At 33.9% G+C, this 25255-nt stretch carries 17 protein-coding genes; 7 read left to right on the top strand and 10 right to left on the bottom strand.

Annotation, left to right across the window (positions count from 1 at the left end; translation table 11 throughout):
• Nucleotides 1–17: 17 nt before the first annotated feature.
• Both fabF and C1A40_RS07645 read right to left on the bottom strand, forming a co-directional pair.
• Nucleotides 18–1268, bottom strand: coding sequence for a beta-ketoacyl-ACP synthase II (gene fabF, locus C1A40_RS07650; RefSeq protein WP_102995398.1), 1251 nt, complete (start codon nucleotides 1266–1268; stop codon nucleotides 18–20).
• A 22-nt stretch (nucleotides 1269–1290) separates the two neighbouring features.
• Nucleotides 1291–1524, bottom strand: coding sequence for an acyl carrier protein (locus C1A40_RS07645; RefSeq protein ID WP_007647141.1), 234 nt, complete (start codon nucleotides 1522–1524; stop codon nucleotides 1291–1293).
• 275 nt (nucleotides 1525–1799) lie between these two features.
• Here C1A40_RS07645 and purN point away from each other — a divergent pair, with 275 nt between their 5' ends.
• The 4 genes from purN to C1A40_RS07625 all read left to right on the top strand — a co-directional run bounded on the left by purN (nucleotide 1800) and on the right by C1A40_RS07625 (nucleotide 6251).
• Nucleotides 1800–2366: a phosphoribosylglycinamide formyltransferase gene (gene purN / locus C1A40_RS07640; RefSeq protein ID WP_102995397.1), complete on the top strand. Its 567-nt coding sequence runs from the start codon at nucleotides 1800–1802 to the stop codon at nucleotides 2364–2366.
• Nucleotides 2367–2526: 160 nt separating this feature from the next.
• The gene (locus C1A40_RS07635) at nucleotides 2527–3168 is read left to right on the top strand and encodes a ribonuclease H1 domain-containing protein (RefSeq protein ID WP_102995396.1); all 642 of its coding nucleotides are present in this window, start codon (nucleotides 2527–2529) and stop codon (nucleotides 3166–3168) included.
• 143 nt (nucleotides 3169–3311) lie between these two features.
• Complete coding sequence (locus C1A40_RS07630) at nucleotides 3312–4238, top strand: PfkB family carbohydrate kinase (protein WP_102995395.1); 927 nt, start codon at nucleotides 3312–3314, stop codon at nucleotides 4236–4238.
• 114 nt (nucleotides 4239–4352) lie between these two features.
• Entirely contained in the window at nucleotides 4353–6251 is a 1899-nt protein-coding gene (locus C1A40_RS07625; protein ID WP_102995394.1) for an amidophosphoribosyltransferase, read from the top strand.
• Between the two features lie 470 nt (nucleotides 6252–6721).
• Here C1A40_RS07625 and C1A40_RS07620 read toward each other — a convergent pair whose 3' ends face one another.
• From C1A40_RS07620 to C1A40_RS07590, 7 genes are all read right to left on the bottom strand, one after another.
• Nucleotides 6722–8761 (bottom strand): carbohydrate-binding protein, encoded by a 2040-nt coding sequence (locus C1A40_RS07620; protein WP_102995393.1) that lies wholly within the window; start codon nucleotides 8759–8761, stop codon nucleotides 6722–6724.
• A gap of 215 nt (nucleotides 8762–8976) precedes the next feature.
• Complete coding sequence (locus C1A40_RS07615; protein WP_102995392.1) at nucleotides 8977–9861, bottom strand: hypothetical protein; 885 nt, start codon at nucleotides 9859–9861, stop codon at nucleotides 8977–8979.
• Between the two features lie 366 nt (nucleotides 9862–10227).
• On the bottom strand, nucleotides 10228–10467 hold the full coding sequence (locus C1A40_RS07610; protein ID WP_102995391.1) for a PoNe immunity protein domain-containing protein: 240 nt from the start codon (nucleotides 10465–10467) through the stop codon (nucleotides 10228–10230).
• Nucleotides 10468–10831: 364 nt separating this feature from the next.
• Nucleotides 10832–11287 carry a hypothetical protein gene (locus C1A40_RS07605; RefSeq protein ID WP_102995390.1) on the bottom strand — a complete coding sequence of 152 codons (456 nt, stop codon included), beginning with the start codon at nucleotides 11285–11287 and terminating at the stop codon, nucleotides 10832–10834.
• Nucleotides 11288–11584: 297 nt separating this feature from the next.
• A complete protein-coding gene (locus tag C1A40_RS07600) occupies nucleotides 11585–14227 on the bottom strand; it encodes a hypothetical protein (protein ID WP_102995389.1) in 2643 nt (880 codons plus the stop codon).
• Nucleotides 14228–14246: 19 nt separating this feature from the next.
• Nucleotides 14247–15785, bottom strand: a complete 1539-nt coding sequence (locus C1A40_RS07595; protein WP_102995388.1) for an SEL1-like repeat protein — start codon at nucleotides 15783–15785, stop codon at nucleotides 14247–14249.
• Nucleotides 15786–16009: 224 nt separating this feature from the next.
• Nucleotides 16010–17554: a transglutaminase domain-containing protein gene (locus C1A40_RS07590; protein WP_102995387.1), complete on the bottom strand. Its 1545-nt coding sequence runs from the start codon at nucleotides 17552–17554 to the stop codon at nucleotides 16010–16012.
• Nucleotides 17555–17609: 55 nt separating this feature from the next.
• On the opposite strand from C1A40_RS07590, the gene C1A40_RS07585 reads away from it, so the two are divergent.
• Nucleotides 17610–19394 carry an O-antigen ligase family protein gene (locus C1A40_RS07585; protein ID WP_102995386.1) on the top strand — a complete coding sequence of 595 codons (1785 nt, stop codon included), beginning with the start codon at nucleotides 17610–17612 and terminating at the stop codon, nucleotides 19392–19394.
• A gap of 71 nt (nucleotides 19395–19465) precedes the next feature.
• Nucleotides 19466–20824: a hypothetical protein gene (locus C1A40_RS07580; RefSeq protein WP_102995385.1), complete on the top strand. Its 1359-nt coding sequence runs from the start codon at nucleotides 19466–19468 to the stop codon at nucleotides 20822–20824.
• A gap of 554 nt (nucleotides 20825–21378) precedes the next feature.
• Here the strand turns inward: C1A40_RS07580 and C1A40_RS07575 are convergent.
• Nucleotides 21379–21987, bottom strand: a complete 609-nt coding sequence (locus tag C1A40_RS07575; RefSeq protein WP_102995384.1) for a superoxide dismutase — start codon at nucleotides 21985–21987, stop codon at nucleotides 21379–21381.
• A gap of 123 nt (nucleotides 21988–22110) precedes the next feature.
• Here C1A40_RS07575 and C1A40_RS07570 point away from each other — a divergent pair, with 123 nt between their 5' ends.
• A complete protein-coding gene (locus tag C1A40_RS07570; protein WP_102995383.1) occupies nucleotides 22111–25248 on the top strand; it encodes a UvrD-helicase domain-containing protein in 3138 nt (1045 codons plus the stop codon).
• Nucleotides 25249–25255: the final 7 nt, after the last annotated feature.

Below are 25255 nucleotides of genomic sequence, written 5' to 3'. Positions count from 1 at the left end.
GTTTATAGCATTCGGGTTTAATCTATTTTTTTAAATAACACACAAGCGTTATGACCGCCAAATCCAAAGGTATTACTCATAGCCACTTTAACGTCGCGTTTTTGAGCCTTATTTAAGGTTAAATTTAATTCAGGATCAATTTTTTCATCTACAGTCGTATGGTTAATGGTTGGTGGTACAATACCATTTTCCATGGCCAAAATAACCGATATCGCTTCAATAGCTCCAGCAGCACCTAATAAGTGTCCTGTCATTGATTTTGTTGAATTGATATTTATAGATTTTGCATGATCACCAAAAACCTCTGAAATGGCTTTAAGCTCGGCAACGTCACCTAATGGCGTTGACGTACCGTGTGTATTAATATGGTCTACATCTTCAGGTTTTAAACCTGCATTTTGCAAACAATTTTTCATTACTGCTATAACACCAATACCATCTGGGTGCGGAGCTGTCATATGATGCGCATCAGAAGATAAACCTCCTCCAATAAACTCGGCATATATTTTAGCGCCTCTTGCTTTAGCGTGCTCATATTCTTCTAGAATAAGTGCTCCTGCTCCCTCCCCTAAAACAAAGCCATCTCTAGTGGCATCGAATGGACGAGAAGCCGTTTCCGGAGTTTCGTTTCTAGTTGATAAGGCATGCATGGCATTAAATCCACCCATTCCCGCAATAGTTACTGCCGCTTCACTACCTCCTGTAACCACTACATCTGTATGACCTAAACGTATTGAGTTTAAGGCATCAAACATGGCGTTAGCAGAAGAAGCACAAGCAGAAACCGTTGTGTAATTAGGCCCCATAAAACCATGTTTTATAGAGATGTTTCCTGGTGCAATATCAGCAATCATTTTAGGAATAAAGAACGGGTTAAATCTTGGTGTTCCATCTCCAGAGGCAAAGTTTAAAACCTCGTTCTGAAAAGTTTCTAATCCACCTATTCCTGCACCCCATATCACACCAACACGTAATTTATCAACTTCATCAAGATTCAATTTAGCATCTTCAATGGCTTCGTCTGCAGCTACCATAGCATACTGGGCAAACTTATCCATTTTTCGAGCCTCTTTTCTATCAATAAAATCGGTTACGTTAAAGTTCTTTAATTCGCAGGCAAATTTTGTTTTGAACTTTTCGGTATCATAATACGTTATAGGCGCAGCCCCACTTTTCCCGCCAAGTAAGCCTTCCCAATATTCATCTTTGGTATTGCCTATTGGTGTTAAAGCTCCTAATCCTGTGACTACAACTCGCTTTAATTCCATAAAGTATTTTGCTTGTTTTTACTTATTTTGCTGCTTCTATGTAAGAAATAGCTTGACCAACTGTTGCGATATTTTCAGCTTGATCATCTGGTATTTGAATATCGAATTCTTTTTCGAACTCCATAATTAATTCTACAGTATCTAAAGAGTCTGCTCCTAAATCATTTGTGAAGCTAGCTTCAGTAACAACTTCGTTCTCATCTACTCCTAATTTGTCTACGATAATCGCTTTTACTCTTGATGCAATGTCTGACATAACTTTTAATTTTAAATTTTTAATTTAGGCTGCAAAAATAAAAAACTTTATTTTTAAAACACGTCTTTAGTTTAAAAATGTGTCTGTAATTTACTAAAATTACTTTTAAGTATTTATATAATCGCTTCTAATTGTTAATAATTATTCTTTTTTTTGCCGGTACAAATATAAGTCTATAAGTCTGTATTAAAACGCAACTTATGAGGATTTTAACAAGAATTCTCCTTAATTGGCGTTAAAATCTTTTACAACCTTTAAAAAAACGCATAAAATAAATGAAACGCATTGTGATATTTGCCTCAGGAAGCGGCTCTAATGCCGAAAATTTAATTCGTTTTTTCGAAAATAGCGAAACGGCAACGGTCGTGCAGGTGCTCACAAACAATCCTCAAGCGAAAGTATTGGATCGGGCAAAAAAACTTAACGTTAGTGCTTTATCCTTTAACAGCATAGCCATCTCAAAAACGGAAGACGTCCTTAATATTCTAAAAGCCTCTAAGCCAGATTTAATAGTGCTTGCAGGATATCTTTGGAAATTCCCCGATAATATATTGAATGCCTTTCCTAATAAAGTCATTAATGTACATCCTGCTTTACTCCCTAATTATGGCGGAAAAGGCATGTATGGTATGCATGTTCACAATGCGGTGGTTGCCAACAAAGAAACACAAACAGGCATCACCATACACTATGTGAATGAACATTACGATGAAGGCGCCATTATTTTCCAAGCTACTTGTGAAGTTGATCCAACCGACACAGCCGATGATGTTGCTGCAAAAATTCATACCTTAGAAATGGAGCACTTTCCTAAGGTGGTAGAAGAACTACTCCATGCGTAATTATTATTAAAATTCAACCTGCAGAACATTTGTATATTTACAACATTATATAAGATGTTCTCAGCTAACTACCTTTAGCATACTTTATTAATCGGTGAAAATCTGTGTCTAGAACACAACTTAAATTTATGAGATTCCCTCCTTTAAGGGAATAACAAAAATGTCGAAATCTAAAAAGAAATACTATACCATTTGGAAAGGTCACAAAACTGGGGTTTTTGACTCTTGGAACACTTGTAAATCTTTAATTAAAGATTATCCTAGTGCCCAATACAAATCTTTTCCAACTTTGGATGCTGCCAAAAAAGCTCTGGATGGTAGTTATTTCGACCACGTTGGAAAAAACAAATCTTTTGAAAGCGCCTTAAGTCCCGAACAACTTAAAAAAATAGGAAAACCCAATTACCATTCTATTGCCGTTGATGCAGCCTCTAGCGGAAACCCAGGTGTTATGGAATACCGCGGGGTCGACACAAAAACAAAAAAACAACTTTTTATTCAAGGCCCTTTTGAAGAAGGCACCAATAATATAGGAGAATTTTTAGCCCTAGTGCACGGTTTGGCCTTATTGAAAAAAAATAACAGCGACCGTATTATGTACACCGATTCTAAAATTGCGATGAGCTGGGTAAAGAAGAAAACCTGCAATACCAAATTAAAACGCAATGCCAAAAACAAGGCGGTTTTTGATTTGGTTGATCGCGCTTTAGACTGGTTAAAAAATAATACGTACCAAACCACCATCGTAAAATGGGAAACCAAAGCTTGGGGAGAAATTCCTGCTGATTTTGGAAGAAAATAAACCCAACAACCTCATCATCAGCACCAAACAACATATTAATCTTTAACCATTAAAGTATCATACTTCAATCAATTTGAAATAAATATAATCGCCCTAATCTGTAAAAAGGCTTATATTTGCACAAAAATTATCCATTCTCTTTTATGAGTAAATTAGTAATAGTTGGCACAGTAGCTTTTGACGCTATTGAAACGCCTTTCGGAAAAACTGATAAAATTCTTGGGGGCGCTGCAACTTTTATCGGTCTTGCGGCTTCTTATTTTAATGTCGACACTGCTGCTGTTTCTGTAGTAGGAGGCGATTTTCCGCAGGAATATTTAGACTTATTATCCAATAAAAACATTGATATTTCAGGAATTGAAATCGTTAAAGATGGTAAAACATTCTTTTGGAGCGGACGCTACCACAACGATATGAATTCTCGAGATACCTTAATTACAGAACTAAATACCTTGGCAGATTTCAAACCTGTGGTTCCTGAAAACTACAAAGATGCCGAAGTGGTAATGTTAGGAAATCTACATCCTCTCGTCCAAACTAGTGTTTTAGATCAAATGGAGACCAAGCCCAAATTAGCCATTTTAGATACCATGAATTTCTGGATGGATTGCGCTTTAGACGATCTATTAAATGTGATTAAGCGTGTGGATGTGATTACGATAAACGATGAAGAAGCTAGACAGCTAACAGGAGAATACTCGCTGTTAGTGGCAGCCGAAAAAATTCAAACCATGGGACCTAAATACGTGGTGATAAAAAAAGGAGAACACGGTGCCTTATTATTTCATAAAGACCAAGCGTTCTATGCTCCTGCATTACCTTTAAAAGCCGTATTTGACCCAACAGGTGCTGGCGATACTTTTGCCGGTGGCTTTGCTGGTTTCCTTGCTAAAAGCAACGATTTTTCTTATGAAAACATGAAAAACGCTGTGATCTTTGGGTCTACTTTAGCCTCTTTTTGTGTGGAAAAATTTGGTACAGAACGCACCCAAAATTTATCAAATCAAGAAGTACATCAACGCTTATTACAGTTTAAAGATTTAACCCAGTTTGATATAGAATTAGCATAACACAACGCGCTCGAAAAAGAGTGCGTTTTTAATTATAAACCTTTTAGAATTCAGCAAAAAATAAAAATTCAACACCTCGTTACGAATTTTTAAATAAGCGAAAACAAGAATATTATGAGTGATGCCTTAAAACACGAATGTGGAATAGCTGTTATACGCCTATTAAAACCTTTAGAATATTATAAAGAAAAGTATGGCAGTGCATTTTATGGGGTAAATAAGATGTATTTAATGATGGAAAAACAGCACAATCGCGGTCAAGATGGTGCTGGATTAGCCAGTATTAAATTAGATACAAAACCAGGAGAACGCTACATTAGTAGAGTCCGTTCGATCGCCCAACAGCCTATTCAAGATATTTTTGCTCAAATTAACGATCGTGTTAATAAAGAATTTAAAGAGCATCCAGAATATATGGATGATGTAGCTGCACAAAAAAAGAACATCCCTTACATTGGCGAAGTATTACTAGGTCACGTTCGTTATGGTACCTTCGGAAAAAATAGTGTAGAAAGCGTACACCCTTTTTTAAGACAAAACAACTGGATGCACCGTAATTTGATTATGGCTGGCAACTTTAATATGACGAATGTTAAGGAGTTATTCGGAAATCTTATCGAATTGGGGCAACATCCAAAGGAATATACCGATACCATTACCATTATGGAAAAAATTGGTCATTTCTTAGATGATGAAGTGAGCAAGGTTTACAGAGATTTAAAAAAGGAAGGTTACAATAAACAACAAGCGTCTCCGCTCATTGCCGAGCGTTTAAAAGTAGCTAAAATATTAAAACGTGCTGCTAAAAACTGGGATGGAGGATATGCTATGGCTGGACTTATTGGTCACGGTGATGCCTTCGTATTAAGAGACCCTGCAGGTATTCGTCCAGCATATTATTATAAGGATGATGAAGTGGTTGTAGTCGCTTCTGAACGCCCTGTAATTCAAACTGTTTTTAATGTTGAATTTGATAAAGTAAAAGAATTAGACCCAGGACAAGCTATTATTGTTAAAAAATCTGGCGAAGTTCGATTTAAAAAAATCTTAGAACCTTTAGAAAGAAAATCTTGTTCTTTTGAGCGTATTTACTTTTCAAGAGGTAGTGATGCCGAAATTTATCAAGAGCGTAAAAAGCTAGGAAAATTATTAATGCCAAAAGTGCTTGAAGCAATAGATAATGACACCAAAAACACGGTGTTCTCATACATTCCTAATACAGCCGAAACGTCGTTTTTTGGTATGATTGAAATGGCTGAAGCCTACATTAACGAGAAAAAAACGGAAGCCATATTGAATGGTCAACGTTCCTTATCGGCTGCCAAAGTAACCGAAATTTTATCGGAGCGTGCCCGAGTGGAGAAAATTGCAATTAAAGATGTAAAACTAAGAACCTTTATTACCGAAGATAGTAGTAGAGATGATTTGGTAGCGCATGTTTACGATGTGACTTATGGCGTTATAAAACCTAATGATAATTTAGTAATTATAGACGATAGTATTGTAAGAGGGACGACTTTAAAGAAAAGTATCCTTAAAATGCTTGATCGTTTAAACCCGAAGAAAATCATCGTGGTATCGTCGGCACCTCAAATTCGTTACCCAGATTGCTACGGTATTGACATGGCACGTCTTGAAGATTTAATTGCTTTTAGAGCCGCTTTAGAGCTTCTTAAAGACCAAGGTAAATATGATATTGTTAAGGAAGTGTACGAAAAATGTATTACGCAAACGGAACTTGCCGATAAATACGTCCAAAATTTTGTAAAAGAAATTTACGATCCGTTTACGGATGAGCAGATTTCAGATAAAATCTCAGAATTATTAAGTGACGAAAGTGTAAAAGCTGAAGTTAAAATTATTTTCCAACCAGTAGAAAACCTACATAAAGCATGTCCAGAACACCTAGGTGATTGGTACTTTACAGGGAATTACCCTACCGTTGGAGGTAACAGAGTGGTTAACAGAGCTTTTATTAACTTTTTTGAAGGTAATCGCGAACGTGCATATTAATAAAAATGATATGAATTTTTTGTAGTAATTAACTTACTCTAATACATTTCATCGCACTTTAAAACATTTAATCTTATAAATCTGCCGTTTATCTAATAAATACTCTAGTTAAAGGAATTACCTATAACTTGGTAATACCATAACATAAGTAGGTTAAGTTCATGGTAGATTTGGGGCAAAAAAGGTGAACATTTGTTCACCTTTTTTATTTCGTATTTTTTTACAATACAAACCCTACAATTCTTTATTTCAGAAGGTTACACCCTCCTATTTTTATTAAAAATATCTTTTAAGCCAATATTTAAGTAGTTCAGCTAATAAATTTTAGCAGTTCGTATTCCTGCTTTATATTTGGGGCACCATAACATAAGTAGGTTAAGTTCATGGTAGATTTGGGGCAAAAAGGTGAACATTAGGTTGTTCACCTTTTTCAATTTATATACTTCGATAAATTTTACCCTTTTAATAGCCTATGCCTTTATAAACATCAAAGACTGCTTAGCCTTTTTATATTCCAGCATCAACACGTATTGTCCTTCTTCAAAATTTGTAATTTCAACCGATTTTTTTGGACCTACTATGCCCTGTGATACATGTCTTCCTAAAAGATCATAAATCTTATAATTTACCGATTGTTTAAGATTACCGATATACAAAAATGATTTTGAAGGATTTGGATACACGTATAAGTCATCTAAAACATCACTGCCCTGCGGATAAACGCCTAATGCCGATTGTTTCTCTAAGTAAAACTTATCCATATTCCATTGCCAATCGTTGCTTCCATTTGCTAAAATGCGAATCACATAAACACCAGATTCAATATGAATAAGCGATTGATGCTTTAAAAGCTCGTAATTCGACCAACTACCATTATTAGGCACGGTCGTATTAGCAACAATTTGTCCATCTATTTGCATTTGCACAGCAGCATTATCTGAAGGCGTACTTATAAGATACGTGAGTTCATACATACCAGTTTCAGGAATATATACTGTAAACTCCATCCAATCTTGGCGGTTAACGTGATCAACCCCTGTGGCGTTGGCATGCACACCATCATAACCATTTGGTGCATATCCCACTTCATTTTTAGTAGCTTCAAAATCTTCGGCTTCTATAATAATGGCATCACTTGAGGGTTCGTTGACTTCCTGTACCAAATCAAAACGTTTTAAATGCATCCAACCGCCTTGCACCTGATCCCAATTAAGTTGATGTGCCAATCCCCAAGTAACCCCAGCTGAAGGTGTTGTGCCTTCCGTGTTTGAACGAAAAATACCTAATGCATCAGGTACATGTGTTGCTGTACCCTTCATTTCAAAATTTACCCCATCGGTAGAGAACTGTACCGAGCCTCTTTCGGGACCATCCAATTTTTGAATGATAGCAATACCATTATTATATTGCCAAACACTTACTTCATGCCCCGAAGTTGTTATAGGATTGTATTCCGATTTAATATACGGTCCCGTTGGTTGATCGGCAATAGCAACGCCCCAACGAATTTCGCGCTCTCCACAATAGCGTTCCTCGCCCATACGCTCGCCTTTATAGTATAGGTAAAATTTATTATTATAAAACATGAGGCAAGGATCATGCACCTTATGACTATCAAAATCGCCTTTCTCAATCACATCAAGACGACTTGTAGAATTTGTTGCCCAAATACCATTATCGGTGGCTCTTAAAATAGGCGACTCTAGTTTCGTCCATGGACCATTAGGCGAATCGGCTACCGCCATAGCTACGGTATTCTTTACCCGCTCGATATAGGGATGCTGAACCGCCTGATATATTAAATAGAATTTATTTTCATGCTCAAAGATTTCTGGTGTAAACACAGAGCGATCGTCGAAACGACCGGAAGCTCCCCGAGCCACAGCAACACCCTGTTCATCCCAATTATAACCATCTACAGAGGTAGCGAAATAAATATCACAATAATCCCAAGGAAACACATTATCGTTAACATCGTTGGTACCAAAATAGGTTGAGGTTTCCGATAATTTATAAGTGTACCACACATAATACAAGCCATTATGCTGAATAACCGCACTAGGATCACGACGGGTATAAGTGGCATCGGGAGCAAAATCGCCTGTTAAATTCGTTTCGGTAAAGGTGACATTCCAATTGACATCATCTGGGATATTTGGATTATTATATGCGGTGCAACTCGATAAATAATTCTCCCAACGCGACGTTGCCGTGCTTTTTATTTTAACTCTTAGCTGAATATCGATATTAGTGGTTGGCGTAAGACTTCTTAAATCTTCAAAAACATAGCCTGCTTTGTTAATTTGAAGAGTTCTAGGCGAATTATCGGTTACCGAGAATGAAAACTGTCCGTTGCCTGTTGTTGTAATTTGTTGGTTAGTTTCAACCAAAGTCACTAAGGCGCCTTCAATAAAAGCACCTGTAGATTTATCGGTAATGGTCCCTGAATAGTTTTGTGCCGTGAGTTGAAATGTACAGCAAAGTATAAGTAGGTAATTAAAAAGTTTCATACGATTTGGTTTTAAACAGTAAAACTATATTAAAACCTTAATTACTCCCTGATTTCACACTCGACATGAACTGTACATTTTCCTCTAAACTCAAAAACACCCCATGGTTATGCTAGATTGAAATTTGTATTATACCAATTCTTGTTAAAATTTTAAAATTAGTCGCCCAGCATGATCCAAAGTGGTCTCAAAACTATTATGAGCTACGGAACAGCTTATATTTTTGAAAACATTTCTTTCGGAATCAATTTTTCCAACACTAACTTATACTCCCTTTCCAAGACCAAAAATTTCCAATCACTCTTGCCTTTTTTGGATACTGCATATGCATCGGTAACGCTTTTTATTTCGTAGAAGCCCCTCTTTTTAATGTATTTGACGTTCTTGGAGCCAAAAGTCTTTTCGAGAGCCAATGTAATCAGGTTTTCAGCCAACTTCATTTCGTCACTTCCCGGTTCAATCTCCGCAACGACTGTCGGCTTCATAGTCATTACGGTCATATAGCGCATCGACGCATAATATTTCCCCTTGACCTTACGGGGCTCGTCAATGTTGAGGATACGGAACTTTTTAAAATCAATTTCTGCTTCTGGCGCATCAAACGATTCTTCCATGATCTTGACCACATGTGAGCGGGGGAAAATATCAAAAAACTCCGGTAGCAGATACTCCATCGAAGCTTCAAAATCTTTAGCTGCGATATGGTCTGTGTATTTTTTGAACTCTTTTTTAATGCTCTCATACTCCTGTGGCGCAGTGACCTGAATCTTTACCGGTGCAGCTCTAAATGCTTTTCCCTTAAAATAATACACTGGCGATTCAATAACATAGGTGCCGCTGTCATAGGCCTCCATCCTACAACTTGAGGCCTTGGTCATTTTGCCGCTACTGTAGGTGATGCTTTCCGTTTTGTTCTTGATCTTAAAATCACTGAGATCTACCTGCTGGATGGAGTCATAGACCACATCATGGTGCCATGAGAACTTTATGTTGATCACCTCACCAAGCTCGTAGTTTTTCTTGTCGGTGACCAAGGTCCTTTCCTGTGCAAAGGAACTTAACCCTAGTAGGAGCAATACTAGTTGTAAAGTGGTTTTCATTGTTGTTTTTTATGCTTTTCTATAAAAAACCGAAACGGTTAAACTTCGGCTTTATATTCATAATTTAAAAATATTTTTTAAACAAAACTGTTTAAAGATTCCCATATTTCTTTTAGCTCAGCATCTTTATTTCCACTCTCTGTCGCTTTATTGTAAGCCATCTCATACCTTAATTCATAAATTAAATTCATGAGCTCCTTACAGCTATCTCTAAACCGTGCTTAGTATTGGCAAACTTACTTAAAAAACCTTTTATAGCTTAATGTAATGCTTTCTCATGCTAGGTACTAGTTACAAACTAGCACTTGCACTGCTGTTTGATTGACATACAATACACAGTGGAGGGGCTATTTATTATGGCGAGCTTTAAAACCCAAATCTACCAAGCAAACCTTTCCTTTTAGGCGCTTCTTTTAGTTTATGTACTAAATCTTTTGGATAATACTGATTGTCGATAAAACTACTATCATCTAAATTCATAATTTTCACAACTGCTGCAGCTTCAAAACTCCAGTAACCACAATAAATATTCCATTTGCTTTTATGACTATCGTACAAGTTCATATGTTTATGATAAAAGTCCTTTTCTAAAAATTGTTTTATCAATTTCGATGTGTAAGCTCACCCATATTAGAACTGCTTAATTTTCTAAAACTTGTTTAAAATTACTGTTTTTAATATATGATTATGACTCAATTACGCTAAATTCTGAATGCGCCTAGTCAGCACCAATAATTTCGGAGATCCAGGCTCATCAGTTGTAATATTTTTTGTCTCAACCATCGCAGTCAAATAGCTCGTGTTATCAATTGATTTCAATTCCAAATCAGCCGATAATATTTCATATTCATTGTTTGGGATTTTTGAATGATCCTTATAAAGTCGGGGTAACACTAGTTTGAAATCTTCAAAATATAGGCTATTATTAAAAACCTCTGCTTTTACACTATAATTATTTCTAGTTTTAAGATTATACTTTTGCCAAATGCTCTTTCAAGGCTAATTTATAGTCTTCATATAAGCTAAAAATTTCCTTGAGTATTATTTCCAATTCTTCTTCTGATGTATACTTTGGTAAATTATAAGTATCCCTATCAAAATTAGAATCTAAATCTTCACATAAAAAATCTAATCGACCATCAGGCGTACACCAATTCTTGTCATATTTTGTATCTATCATTGTTTCAACTAAACCATTTTTTAATGTAAGTTGAAAACCATACGTAGTATCATCGATTTTTTCTTCTATTCTATAAAAAGTTTCCCCTTTATAGTACTTAGCTTTATAACCAAGTTTTTTTATCAGATTAGAATATAGCTCATGATTATTACCACTCATGCTATTCTCATAATCGTTATGATTTTTACAAATTGACTCGTATTTATTTACAAAATCAATCTTTTCAAATACAGGTTTTGTATTCATATTATTCTACTAAATATTTTATTTTGACTCCATATTGATTTGCCAAGTTTTTGAATGTTGTACTTGCTTCATAGAACGCTTTGTTGGAAGCAGGAATTTCTAAGAAATTTACAAAATCAATCTTTTCAAATACAGGTTTTGTATTCATATTATTCTACTAAATATTTTATTTTGACTCCATATTGATTTGCCAAGTTTTTGAATGTTGTACTTGCTTCATAGAACGCTTTGTTGGAAGCAGGAATTTCTAAGAAATTTACAAAATCAATCTTTTCAAATACAGGTTTTGTATTCATATTATTCTACTAAATATTTTATTTTGACTCCATATTGATTTGCCAAGTTTTTGAATGTTGTACTTGCTTCATAGAACGCTTTGTTGGAAGCAGGAATTTCTAAGAAATAATCTCCTGACAAAGTTTGTCCATCGATAGCACCTGAACCAGACTTATATTTATTTGACCTAATAGTTATACCTTTTTTATATTTTGTCGTTAGCTCTTTAAGATAATTCTCAAAAGTGGAAGCCTTAATATTTTTTAAGTCAGTCGCTTTACGAGAGACTATTTCTTTTCCTGGTATATAACTATCTAGACGCTTACCATTACCTAAATGTATTTCATTATAACGATATTTTGTGGCAGCCTTTTTGTTAAAATCATTTCCACGTTTAAATAAAGCTTTAACTTCATCCCAAGACAGTGGACTACCTTTTTTAGCTGTTGCTACTGCAATCTCCTCAACCGAGTCCTCTACAATCTCTGGTAAAAAGTCTCCTCTCTCAATAGCATCATCTAAATTAGTCTTAACACCGCTAGAAAGAAAATTGGAAAGTTTATTGTTAACGGCATCTGCCACCGTTCTACTTAAATCTACCAAATAATCCTTAACAACTCCATCCCCGCTAGCAATAACATAATCCCCCTTCTTAAGTATAAGCCGTCCCGCATGATCCAAAGTGGTCTCAAAACCATTACTAGCTGCTTTGGCAGCCGCTTTTCCTGCTGTACCAAGAGCGTCTATAACTTTCGTTATCTTACGGATAACTTTAACGCTTTTTAGGGTGCCTTTTATGGCACTTCCACCTACAGCGGAGGTAATTATTCCAGCAATGGCAAAACTTAATCCTAATTTGTCTACCTCGTCACCGCTCAGACTACGGACTAATTCTATAACATCGCTAAAGGGAAGAAAACCAATTAGTATCTCAATGAGAAATGGTTCTGCAATAGTCAAATAGTCCCCATATGTCATTCCTTGACTAGCAATATCCTCTACTTCTGGCACTTCGGTAATAACCTTCGTTTCAATAGTATCCTCTGTAATAATCCTTAACCCTTCTTGATCGGTAACATTCGCTATATTAAAATCTGCGCTGGCACTTTGATCAATAGTACTTACAATGTTATCGGCAATAGCAGAATGACTTTCATAATTAAGTTTTGCATTTCCTGCTGCATCAAAATAAACTTCTGCAACCAAAGCATTGGTTTCACCTCCCAATTGTTTTACAAGTACGGCAAAATTATTCTTATAATCAATATGTGTTTGGATACTTGCCATTAAAGGAGGTTTCTGGTTTCTTAAACTCATCATATCGGAAATAAGAGAGCTACAGCTCGTAGAAGTGTCTGTCTCACATTCCGATTGTTCAATACGTTCCATTTCACTTTCAATGGCAGTTATGTAAATAGATTTTTCAGCATCTGTAAATGGAATTTGCCTCATTATCTGATTAAAGATGTCTTGCCTGAAATCTGGATGGCTCTCCAAAAACGCCCTTTTTTCATCATCGTCACTTTCACCAAGAATATCCAATATTATATGAGTAGAATTTCCACTTACTTCCCTAGCTAACATTTCGTCAAGCAATAGAATATATGTGTTAATATCCGCGGTAGAAAGCGGTAAATCAAACTTTATAAGATCATAAAGAGTCCGAGTAAATCCAGCGTCACCCCTTAAAATAGCTTTTCTAGAGTTGTTTATAGTAGTTCCATCATTAAGATTTAATAAATCGGCTATTTCATTACTCTTAGCATAAATTTCACCTATTTCGGCAGTATCAAAAATATCTTGATCTATAACAACTTCTTTAAGTCGGTAACCTTCAAAACGGGTATTATCTCTTACAAACAAATACTCTAAACGATAATACCTATAAGGGTCTTGAGGAAAAGATTCGATAGGACCAGTTACAATAAATTCTGTATTTCCTGCGCTTATATGACTCACAGGATTTACTTCTGGAATATTAATTATATCAATACCTTCATCTGTTCTATTAAAATTCACACCATTAAAGGTTTCTTGGCTATCACTATTATTAATATAAGTGATAGAATTAAACCTTATTAAACCGTTCCCTGCAACTTCTCCTTCACTAAACGTTATAACGATGCCACTATCCGACACTTCGGTTGTTTGAAATTTTCCATTAACCTCAATAACATTAACAGGATTAATTAAAACTATTCCACGACCGCCATTTATTCTTTCTGTTAAATCTATTGAAACGGGTACGCCATTTGGATTTATAGTGACCGATTCATGAGGGAAAACGCTACTTTTTGAATTCACCTCCACTACACTTCCGTCAGGATAATGAAGCTGATAATTTATTGGTGACCACCCATTCTGAGCGGCTAGTGTATTATATGCTGCTGCAGAACCAAATATACTATCGTCTCCAACATTACCTGAATGATGTTGTTCGAAGAACCCTACACTAACAGCCATGTCATGTAACTGGTGACTCGTTGGTCTCCCATTTGCTGCCGCAAATGTATCATATTGTTGGACATTATCGAAGCTATGCCATTCAATTCCGTGCTGATTAGCCCAACCTTCGGAGTACTCATCGTGTGCAAATCCAAATTGAAAAACAAGAATGCATACCAGCAATAAGGATAACTTTTTAAATAATTTATTTATATACATGAAATTAGTCTTAAATTGATTAAATCTTTGCAATTATCTTAGTGTGTTCCTTTCCGTTGGTAATTACTCTTACGGCATAGTACCCCTTCTTTAGTGCACTGCCATCATAATGGTATACTTTTTTTCCCTTGCCTTGATACTCGTTATCAATCACTGTTTCACTAAAGCTAAGGTCCAAACTATAAATTTGTATAGTTGTTACTACTTCAGTTTCTAGCTCATAATGTATTAGAAGGTCATTTTCAAATGGATTAGGGTATAAAGAAATAAAGTTTTTATCTTGATCTTTTAAAAGTTGTTCCAAAATATCCTCAGATATTTCTTCCCCATTTTCTGTGAATATTTTATCACTAGTCAGCACTAATAATTTCGGGGATCCAGGCTCATCAGTTGTAATATTTTTTGTTTCAACCAACGCAGTCAAATAGCTCATGTTATCAATTGATTTCAATTCCAAATCAGCCGATAATATTTCATATTCATAGTTTGGGATTTTCGGATGGTCCTTATAAAGTCGAGGTAACACTAGTTTAAAATCTTCAAAATAAAGGCTATTATCAAAAATCTCTACTTTCCCCTTATTTATTATCGTATCAATTGAAGCTTCATAAATTAATCTTCCTGAACCATTTTGTTTACTAATGGTAAAATTCGCAGAAAAACTTCTCATGATTTTGCCGCCAGCGTAGTCTAAATCTAGAAATTGTCCAACCCACTCACCTTCTAGATTATCAAGCGACAAATCAGTAATTTTTACTTCATGCTCCAAACTATATTCATCCGCATTAAGTATCTCTTCTACAGAGTCCATTTTTTCTTCTTCATGCACGACATTTGTTGGAGTTAGCAATCCATCTGATTCATCAGCCATTAATTCCTCTAAATGTTCTAATAATGTTGGACTGTTAAGATTACCTTTGTTGGATGACAGAATTTCTAATGTTTTTTGTTTATCGATACTTACACCATGTCCAAAATAATAACAGATAGCCAACCAATGTTTGGCCATGGGATAATCTGTTCTTTCAAACCATTTAATAGCCTCCTCATAGCTTTGTTGGATATTTCCTAACCCTTTAAAATAACAGTACCCTATGTTGTAAGCTGATTTTTGATCACCTAAGACGTAAGCCTCTTCATATAATTCTAAGGCCCTTTCGTAATTTAAATCGCAAGCAACTCCTTTTCTATACAAATCCCCTAAGTATGACATAGCAGGCACATGCCCTAATTCAACAGCCTCATTCAAATACTTAAAGGCCAAATTATTGTTATTGAATATTTTATATATATTTTTCAAGTTTTCTTTTTCCGAAAGCCTATAATTGTAATCACTTACGTAGTATAAATAACCTAATTGAAATATAGCTTCGACGCATCCTTTTTCTGCTAATCGAATTAATTCATTATGTCCATTTTCTACATCTTGAAGTACAAGTTCAGAACCATAAATATGTTCTAAGGTGATATAAGTATCCATTTTACACAAGCCTGTAAATTGTTGGGCACCTAAATATCCAGAAACGTGGATAAAAAAAATAAGGTAAATATGTTTCATACTGTAAATTTATTAAGATTTTTCATACATCAAAAATAACAGCTTTTTCCATTAATTTTTAGGATCAAATAAATTGAAAAACAAAACACCGAAGTCAAACAACTATATCTACCTGGTTTTAAGCACAATAACTAATACATCAAAACCGATTTGTTTAGTTAATGTCAAGTTGTTTTTTGAAAATTCTTCTTAAAGCAGACAAAAATTATGTCGAAATAAACGGTTTAATACCAGAGAATCTTATTTGAATTAGGTTCTATTGTAAAAATTCTCTCAAAACCATCCTGAACATCTGGTGTTATTCTAAATAGTGCATTTCTAGGAAGTTTATCAAAATACAATCCATTATTTTCACATTTTTTTCGTCCGATAAATTTCCAATCACCATTCCAATAATACAGGTTGTAAAATTTTTCATTTTCTAATTCAATAGAATTAAAATCCTTATAACCAAAATCTTCTTCATTAAATCTTGATATTTTAGCACTAAAAAGACTATTTAAACTTGGCTTAAGGATTCTTGGGAGACCATTTGTTTGTAATAAAATAGGGTACTCTTCGAGATCTAAAGTTTGATTCGATTTTCCCGAGACCATTGAAGGTTTGACATAACCAGGAAGATATACGATGTTACGTCCCATATTCTCAAAAACAGCTTTAGAATTCTTATCTAATTCGGACCACCATAATGGTTTCCATTCCCCTTGATTGAATACTGTAATATAACCAACTCTAACAGCTGGATTTTGTTGGAACACATACGTGATAGACGAGGTCGCAACATATTCATTAGTAACGTCTATAACATTTGCAAGTTTCAATTTGTTTGTAGGAATATAATCAATTGGAATAAGTGCCGGTAAACTGTTTTTTTGAGCAGAAAAAGTTTGTCTTAAGACCTTACCCATTCTCTTGCTTGTGGCATTATAAATATAGGGTAGATCACTATTTCCATTAAACGGTATGAAATTGCAATCTCTATCCAAAACTGAATTCCAGTAATGTGAATTTGATGAGGCTGCATAATATGGTGTATAATCATAGGTTATCCCCAAGCCAATAGATCTCCCAATTAACAGAACCATGTTTGCAAGATCAGTACAATTACCCTGCCCTCTGAAACGAATCTGATCGACGCTAAGCATCGGTTGAGGGTATCTTCTTTTATCAACAAATTGAATATGCGCTAAGGATTTAATTAGCTCAGTACATACATCTACAGGGTCTGCACTATTAGATGCAGTGTAAAATATCCCTTTATAAAAACTAGAATATTTTTGCTTTAAATCCTTTTCCAATGGCTCTAAAGAATTTCTATACGGGAGGACATATTCACAAAAATTCTCAAAAGTATAATTTTTGTACCACGGACTCTCCTGCCAAGTTGTAAATGAATGCTCTATGTTTTTTATTAAAAAGTTTGCATCGATTTGCTCAATGTCTCTAACATATTCTAAACTTCTAATTGCACCTTTACTGGAGAATGAATTAAAGGCAGCAACTGCTGTTTCAAATGATTCGTACTGAAATTCGTTTAATTGAATAATTTTATTGCTTCGATCCTTCCATATGGGCAATACAGAGCCTTGATTTAGCATTCCTTGAAGTAAAAACTGCGCTGCCATTTTCTTTTTAGGCTCAAATTCAAAATGATTCAATACTTTTTGACTTAACACTTCAAAATTTTGAATACTTTGTAAGTTACCCTGGGAGAAACCAACCCTACCTATTATTATTAAGAAACAACAGATCAAAATAAGTTTTTGCATATTTTAGCTTTTTTTAAAGAAATAAATTAATGTTTATAGTCGTAAATATATAAGAATGCATTTAAAATTAGATAGCGTTAACTCTTCAATTAAGGTAGCTTTTACCTTTCTTTTCACATTGTTCATTTTATATCCAGTTATAAATTTGTTTATAGACTTTAATGAAAGAGAGTTTTTTATATTTACAGTTGGCGCTTGGGGTTGTTTAAATTTTGTTTACTTCAAACAAAACATTGGTGTTTTAACTAAAACAGATAAATTGTTGTTGTGTTTAGCCATATATTTTGTCACACATTACACTATACTTGGAAACTCTTCAGTGTTTGAAATTTTATTTTGGTGGCGACTAAGTTTTATATTATTATTTTTCATTTTTAGAGGCTTATCATATAAAAACTCTAATACTTTAAAAAACGGATTGATACTAATTGTTATTTTAAGGTTTGTTGTGGAACTAACAATTGGAACTCTTCAATATTTCAATATTATAGACGCTTCTATAAGTACTCATTTCCCTGTTTCAGGAACTTTCACTACACCTAATCATTTGGCACTGTGCCTAGGTTTAGGACTAGTTACATTAATTATCTTACGTACCTTTTTTAAAAAGAATACATTGGTTAATGTATTGATATGGCTGACTTTTATAGCGGGAGCGATATTATTCTTTCTTTCCAAATCTAGGAGTGCTTACTTAGCTCTTATTGCTGTAGTATCAATACTGTTTATTTATAAAACAAACAGTGTTCTCAAGTTTAAATTATTATCTAAACATTTGCGTATAGGACTATTCATCACGTTAGGCTTTTTAGTAAGTATAACGTGTTACTTTTTATATAACTTAAAAAAAGATTCTGCTGATGGCCGTTTGTTTAGTGCAAAAATAACCTTAACTGAAATAATTAAAAAACCTATCTTCGGTTATGGCTCCTTTACATTTGAAGAAGGTTATAATAGTGCAAAATCTATATATTTCACCAAACAAAAAAGAGGCTGGTCAGAAATTAAAATTGCTGATCATATAAGTCATGCAATGAATGATTATATTGAAGTGATCTATGAGATTGGCGTTCTAGGTTTAACTCTATCGATTCTTATTTTTTGGAGCATTTTTCGATTTTTTGATTACAAAAATGACTTCCAGCTATACGCTATTCTCATATTTATTTATCTTTCTATTGCTGCTTTATTTACAACCCTATTAGTTAATTCCTTTTTTGTATTGTCTTTAATAGCATGTATGTTCTTATACGAAAATAAAGTTTTAGATATCACGAACGACAAAAAACTAAAATCTGCCAAATTAAAAAATTTGTTCGTAGCAAGTTCTTTTGTTTTGTTAACACTAGGAGCAATGAAAATTTATGCTTTTCACTGGGAGAAAAAACACCGCGATAAGGAAAAATACAGCGAGACAAATTCTAATGACTGGAAATTTTGGACAGCCATAATGGCTCACAATGGATATCATGAGTTAACATGTGGGATAATATTGCATAAAAACTTTAATAATAAAAATGAAGCTATGAATATTATGGAAAAAGGAGTTATGAAGAACAAGAAACCAAATAACATAAGAATATTAGCGCTTTACTATGGACATAACGGAAAGCTTAATAGAGCAGAGAAACTATTAAAATTTAATATAGGTAATGAACCTTTTTTGTTTGAACCCCGACAAGATTTAGCTATAGTTTATCAAAAATTGGGAAAGAAAAAAGAATATGTTGCCTTATTAAACGAAATAATAGAACTACCAGAAAAGGTACCTTCTATCAAGACAAAAAAAATAAAGAAAGATGCAAAACATAGACTTAATGTTTTTTTAAAAAACAATTAGAAATATATTTTGAAATTAAAAATATTGTAAGTTTATTCGCTTAATTAATGTGTCAAAAATCTTAAAACAAATTGAAGACAAAAACTATTTTAGTAGCTTTTTCCCTAGCGATAGGTACAACTATATATTCACAAACCAGCTCGCAAGAATATACAAATCTTGAATTAAATTCTTTAATTGCTCCATTTAATTTTTCTAGTAAACAAATTGAAGAACTTGAAAAACAAATTTATTCCATAGAAAAAGAAAAAGATAAATTGAAAACAACACCTTTTATAGATTCTAATGTTAAACAAGCGAAGCTAAACTATATTATTTCCAAAGGGCAAATGAAGTATTTTAAACAAATTAAGTCATTTAACCCTGAAAGTCCAGTCTACCTAAATAATGATATACGGCAGAGGCAAATCATCGAATCTAGCAAAATCTATGATATAAAAAGTGCAACGATAAGTGGAATTATCGAACTATTTGTTGAAAGAGAATTTAAATTGAATGAATTTAATTATACAAGACTTAATTCAATGGCATATGCGAATGATGATATAGATTTTCATGAACACACCTATAATACTAGGTCAATAAACGAAGATTTCTCAAAAAAAATTGCTGAACTTCTTTCAATAGAAGATTATAAGAATCTCTTCCGTCAATCTCTGGAGCCAATCATCAAACGGACTTCGGAAAAACGATTACAAACAATTAAAAAAAATTACAATATTAATGAAGATAGGCATTTAGAAAAATTAAAAAAAATTACAGATCAATATGCAGAAGATAAAATTATTGTCCAGCATTACTATACATATGATCATGAAAAATTACATGTTGCTAGAGTTAACTTAATGTTTGAAGAATCTAACACTATTATGGAAGCTCTCACTGGATTCAATATAAAATCTACCAACCTTATTGACCTATCGTCCGATTCCAGAGTAACCTTTTTTGTGAAACGATGTAAAGAAGCTGGGATTCCAGAAGATAATATAAAAAAATTAGTTTATGCCATAAAGGAGCGTGAAAAGAAGATTAATAAGTATTATGAAGATTTAGCAATTTGGCAAAGCAAATATCTTATTTATTATTTTCATAGTGCAGGCACTCCTGAAATGTATAACAAAGAACTCAAAGCACAGGTCTCTAACATAATGACAATTGACCAATTTGAAAAAATGTTCTTACATCAATTTCAAGGAAGAATTGATAGGGAAAGTGATTTACGCATCGCAAAATTAAATCTAACTTACAGAAAATTATCAAAATCGAAATTAAAAATTTTAGGTGATATGATAAAGGATCAAGTTAAACAGGAAAGGATCTTATATGAATATTATAGTTATGACCATGAAAATGCAATGCAAAAGGTTAGAGCCTCAAAGTATAAGTTTGACAAAAAATACAAAAAAACATTGGAAGAAATAATGAGATGATTTCTATTCCAATTTGGATTTATGGATCCAACTAATGAAAAGTTTAATATATATTTATTGAATTCTACAAATTGTCTAAAATCAATATTTTCTAATTCATTTTGCTCACAATATAATTGTGGTCTACTTAAAACAAATAATCACAAGTAGGGATACTAAGATGATTCTATAAATAACTTAACTTTTTTTGCCATGAGTAAACTGATGGACTTCGGTAGAGCTACTTAAAATTTCTTTAGGAAATAGGTCTTTCATAATAAACTGTTTTGCAACAATTCATCATCAAATAATCCCGAAAAAGTAAAAAAATGAGAGAGTAATTAATAGCAAATGCAATTATCTTCGCTTCAAATGAAAAAAAAAAAAAACAAGCAAGCAAAGTTTTTTCCCACTTTTATGAAAGAAAAATTGTTAATGAAAAAATAGTATTAAACCATTTAATTATTTTCATTAAAACAACCTTTCAACAAGAAAACCTTTAACTTGAAGCAAAACAAAAAAAACGCCTCGGTTTAAGCCAAGGCGTTTTCAAAATTTTTATAACAAAGTTATGCTTATTTCGCTGCTGCGTAACGTTTTTCAACTTCGTTCCAGTTTACTACATTAAAAAATGCAGAAATGTAATCTGGACGACGGTTTTGATAGTTTAAGTAGTAAGCATGCTCCCATACATCAAGACCTAAAATAGGTGTTCCACCACATCCAATTCCTGACATTAATGGATTGTCTTGATTTGCAGTAGAGCAAATTTCAACTTTTCCTCCTTTATGTACACATAACCATGCCCATCCTGATCCAAAACGTGTTGCTGCAGCCTTAGAGAAAGCTTCAACAAATGCTTCTTTTGATCCGTAAGCAGCTTCAATAGCATCTTTTAAATCTCCTGATAAACGACCTTTATCTTCTGGGCTAATAACATCCCAAAATAAAGAGTGGTTATAAAAACCACCACCATTATTTCTAACAGCACCATTACTCATATCTAAATTCGTAAGAATATCTTCTATAGATTTTCCTTCTAAATCAGTTCCTTCAATAGCAGCATTTAAGTTATTTGTGTAACCTTGGTGATGCTTAGAGTGGTGAATCTCCATTGTTTTTGCGTCAATGTGTGGTTCTAAAGCATCGTATGCATATCCTAATTTCGGTAATTCGAAAGCCATAATTTTAGTTTTTAATTAATAATATTTGATTTGTCCAAATTTACACATAAAAGCGGGCAATTAAAAATAATTAATTGTTATCAAATCATCGATAGTTTTTATCTTGTATGCAAATTTCCTTTTATGCAATCCACAGCACCCTTTACCATTTACAATGCTTCGGCTGGAAGCGGTAAAACATACACACTGGTTAAAGCCTACTTAAAAATTCTATTTGGTTCGCATTCAAAAGATCAATTTAAGCGCATTTTAGCCATAACCTTTACCAATAAAGCGGTTGCCGAAATGAAGGATCGCATTATTGAAACCCTAAAAAACTTTGCGCAACCTTCTATATTAACCGCTAACGACAGTATGTTTAATGACATTTGTGAGGTTTTAGAGATGACTCCGGAAGCGCTACATAAAAAATCGGAAAACCTATTAAACTACATCATACATAATTATGCAGCTTTTGATATTTCGACCATCGATGGGTTTACACACAGACTCATTAGGACTTTTGCCCACGATTTAAAATTACCTTTAAATTTTGAAGTGGAACTCGACCAAGAGTCCTTGCTTTTTGAGGCCGTAGACAGTTTAATTACCAAAGCAGGAACCGATACCGAACTTACCAAAACACTTATTGATTTTGCTTTAGAAAAGGCCGATGATGATAAAAGTTGGGACCTCTCCTATGATTTTAACAAAATAGCCAAACTGCTTACCAACGAAAATGACATTCCTTTCATTGAAACCTTAAAAGACAAAAGTTTACAAGATTTTAAAAACTTAAAAGTTCAGCTGAAACAGGAAATCGCAAGTTCAGAAAGCAAGATTCAAACTAAAGCACAACATGTATTAGACATCATTAAGGATAAAGGTTTAGAACATTCAAATTTTTCTCGAAAAACACTTCCAAATCATTTTTTAAAAGCATTAAACTTAGACTTCCTAAGACTATACGACAATAAACTAGGAGAAAACATAAGCGAGAGAAAAGGCATATACACCAAATCTTTAAACGCTGACTTAGCTAACACTATTGATAGCCTCTTGCCGGAAATTGAAGAATCTTATAAAAGTATTAAAGAAGAAGTCTATCATCTTAAATTTTTAAAGAACTTTTATAAAAACATCACGCCTTTATCCGTTTTAAATGCGATTAACAATGAACTTATCACTTTAAAAGAAGCGCAAAATAAAATGCTGATCTCCGAATTTAATGCCATTATTAGTACCGAGATTAAAGCACAACCTACACCTTTTATATATGAGCGTATTGGCGAAAAGTTTAAACATTATTTTATTGATGAATTTCAAGACACCTCGGTATTGCAGTGGGAAAATCTCATTCCTTTATTAGAAAACGCTCTTTCCGCTCAAGGCGGAAGTACTATGCTTGTAGGTGATGCCAAACAAGCTATTTATCGTTGGCGCGGAGGAAAAGCCGAACAATTTATAGGACTGTTTAACGAGGTTAATCCGTTTCACATTCAAAAAGATGTTGCAAACCTACCTGCTAACTACAGGAGTTTTAAAGAAGTCGTTCAATTTAACAACGGGTTGTTTCAGTTTTTAGCCAATCAGGTATTTCATCATGAGGCCTATCAAAATCTATATAATGACGCGTCACAACAAATCACTAAAGATGAAAATGGTTATGTGGAACTTTCATTTTTAGACATCAATAAAGAAGACGACAGAAACGACATATTTCCAGAAATCACCTTAGAAAAAATTAAAAACAGTCTGGAAAACGGTTTTCAACTGAAAGACATTTGTGTTCTGGTAAGAAAAAAGAAAGAAGGTGTGGCTGTGGCCAATTATTTAAGTCAGCATAACATCCCAATCATTTCATCGGAAACCTTATTGATAAACAATGCTCCTGAAGTTAGTTTCATAACCCATTTATTAACGCTACTGCTTCAGCCAAAAAATAACGAAATAAAAATCAAGGTCTTGCATTTTCTAACCGAACATTTTCAAATTGAAAACAAGCACGACTATTTCATCAACCACATTCATCTTTCTATAGAGGAACTCTTTGAGAGTTTTAGAGAATTTAATATAACTATTTCAAGCTCCGAACTGCTACAACTTCCGCTATACGACATGGCTGAAACGATTGTTAGAACCTTCGAACTTGTTAAAAACTCTAATGCTTACATTCAATTTTTCTTAGATATCATTCATGATTTTGCTCAGAAGAAAGGATCAGATATTTCTGGTTTCCTTGAATTTTTCAATAAGAAGAAAGACAATCTAAGTATTATTTCTCCTAAAGGACAAGATGCTGTACAGATCATGACCATTCATAAATCTAAAGGCCTAGAATTTCCAGTGGTTATTTTCCCTTATGCCGATTTAGATATGGCTCGAGATGTCGATCCTAAGGAATGGTTTAAAATAGATGAAAACCAATACCAAGGCTTATCGTATACCCTTTTGAATTACACTAAAGATTTTGAATTTTTTGGCGATGAAGGCTTAAACATTTTTAACCGCCATGAATCGGAACAAGCTTTAGACAACATAAATTTACTTTACGTAGCGCTTACCCGAGCAGTAGAGCAACTTTATATCATTTCAACCAAAGACATATCGGCTAAAGGGGAAGCGAATTCCAAAAAGTATTCCGGACTTTTAATACTATACCTACAGCATTTAGGGTTATGGCATGATGCTCAAGAGTTATACGCTTTTGGTTCCCCAAATAAAACATCAAAAGCTAAGACAGCACAACAAGAAACCGAATTTCAGCAGGCTTTTATTTCAACCGCTAAAGAAACACACAACATTAAGGTGGTAACCAAATCTGGACTCTTATGGGATACGAACCAGGAAACAGCCATAGAAAAAGGAAATCTTATTCATGATATCATGGCTGGCATTGAAACAAAAAAAGACATCGATCCTGTTTTTAATCAGTATCTAAAATCCGCCATCATCAATCCCAAACAAGCCGATACGCTCAAAAAGTTGGTTACACAAATTGTGCAGCATCCGGAGTTAATAAAATACTACAACAACTCCCATAATACCATATATAATGAACGCGATATTATTACAAAAACAGGCATGGTGTACCGTCCAGATCGCGTGGTAATCGATAGTGAAAATAACGCTACCATTATTGATTATAAAACGGGTCTGGCAGACAAAGAACACGCCCAACAATTACAGTTATATCAAGATGTTTTAGAAGAGATGTCATTTACCGTTAAAAAGAAGATTCTTATATACACAAATAATGACATTACCGTAAAAGTTGTTTAATTTTGCA

The organism is Tamlana carrageenivorans (assembly GCF_002893765.1).
In the GTDB taxonomy this organism is placed as follows: Bacteria; Bacteroidota; Bacteroidia; order Flavobacteriales; family Flavobacteriaceae; genus Pseudotamlana; species Pseudotamlana carrageenivorans.
Note: the sequence above shows the minus strand (reverse complement) of the source record. Positions and strands in the feature narration are given on the sequence as shown.

What these genes read in the sequence shown, in the direction of transcription:
- C1A40_RS07605 (WP_102995390.1), bottom strand. Translation starts at nt 11,287, where the DNA reads ATGAATACAAAACCTGTATTTGAAAAGATTGATTTTGTAAATAAATAC.
- C1A40_RS07585 (WP_102995386.1), top strand. Translation starts at nt 17,610, where the DNA reads ATGCATTTAAAATTAGATAGCGTTAACTCTTCAATTAAGGTAGCTTTT.
- C1A40_RS07570 (WP_102995383.1), top strand. Translation starts at nt 22,111, where the DNA reads ATGCAATCCACAGCACCCTTTACCATTTACAATGCTTCGGCTGGAAGC.
- C1A40_RS07590 (WP_102995387.1), bottom strand. Translation starts at nt 17,554, where the DNA reads ATGCAAAAACTTATTTTGATCTGTTGTTTCTTAATAATAATAGGTAGG.
- C1A40_RS07615 (WP_102995392.1), bottom strand. Translation starts at nt 9,861, where the DNA reads ATGAAAACCACTTTACAACTAGTATTGCTCCTACTAGGGTTAAGTTCC.
- C1A40_RS07575 (WP_102995384.1), bottom strand. Translation starts at nt 21,987, where the DNA reads ATGGCTTTCGAATTACCGAAATTAGGATATGCATACGATGCTTTAGAA.
- C1A40_RS07645 (WP_007647141.1), bottom strand. Translation starts at nt 1,524, where the DNA reads ATGTCAGACATTGCATCAAGAGTAAAAGCGATTATCGTAGACAAATTA.
- C1A40_RS07620 (WP_102995393.1), bottom strand. Translation starts at nt 8,761, where the DNA reads ATGAAACTTTTTAATTACCTACTTATACTTTGCTGTACATTTCAACTC.
- C1A40_RS07600 (WP_102995389.1), bottom strand. Translation starts at nt 14,227, where the DNA reads ATGTATATAAATAAATTATTTAAAAAGTTATCCTTATTGCTGGTATGC.
- fabF (WP_102995398.1), bottom strand. Translation starts at nt 1,268, where the DNA reads ATGGAATTAAAGCGAGTTGTAGTCACAGGATTAGGAGCTTTAACACCA.
- C1A40_RS07630 (WP_102995395.1), top strand. Translation starts at nt 3,312, where the DNA reads ATGAGTAAATTAGTAATAGTTGGCACAGTAGCTTTTGACGCTATTGAA.
- C1A40_RS07625 (WP_102995394.1), top strand. Translation starts at nt 4,353, where the DNA reads ATGAGTGATGCCTTAAAACACGAATGTGGAATAGCTGTTATACGCCTA.
- C1A40_RS07595 (WP_102995388.1), bottom strand. Translation starts at nt 15,785, where the DNA reads ATGAAACATATTTACCTTATTTTTTTTATCCACGTTTCTGGATATTTA.
- C1A40_RS07635 (WP_102995396.1), top strand. Translation starts at nt 2,527, where the DNA reads ATGTCGAAATCTAAAAAGAAATACTATACCATTTGGAAAGGTCACAAA.
- purN (WP_102995397.1), top strand. Translation starts at nt 1,800, where the DNA reads ATGAAACGCATTGTGATATTTGCCTCAGGAAGCGGCTCTAATGCCGAA.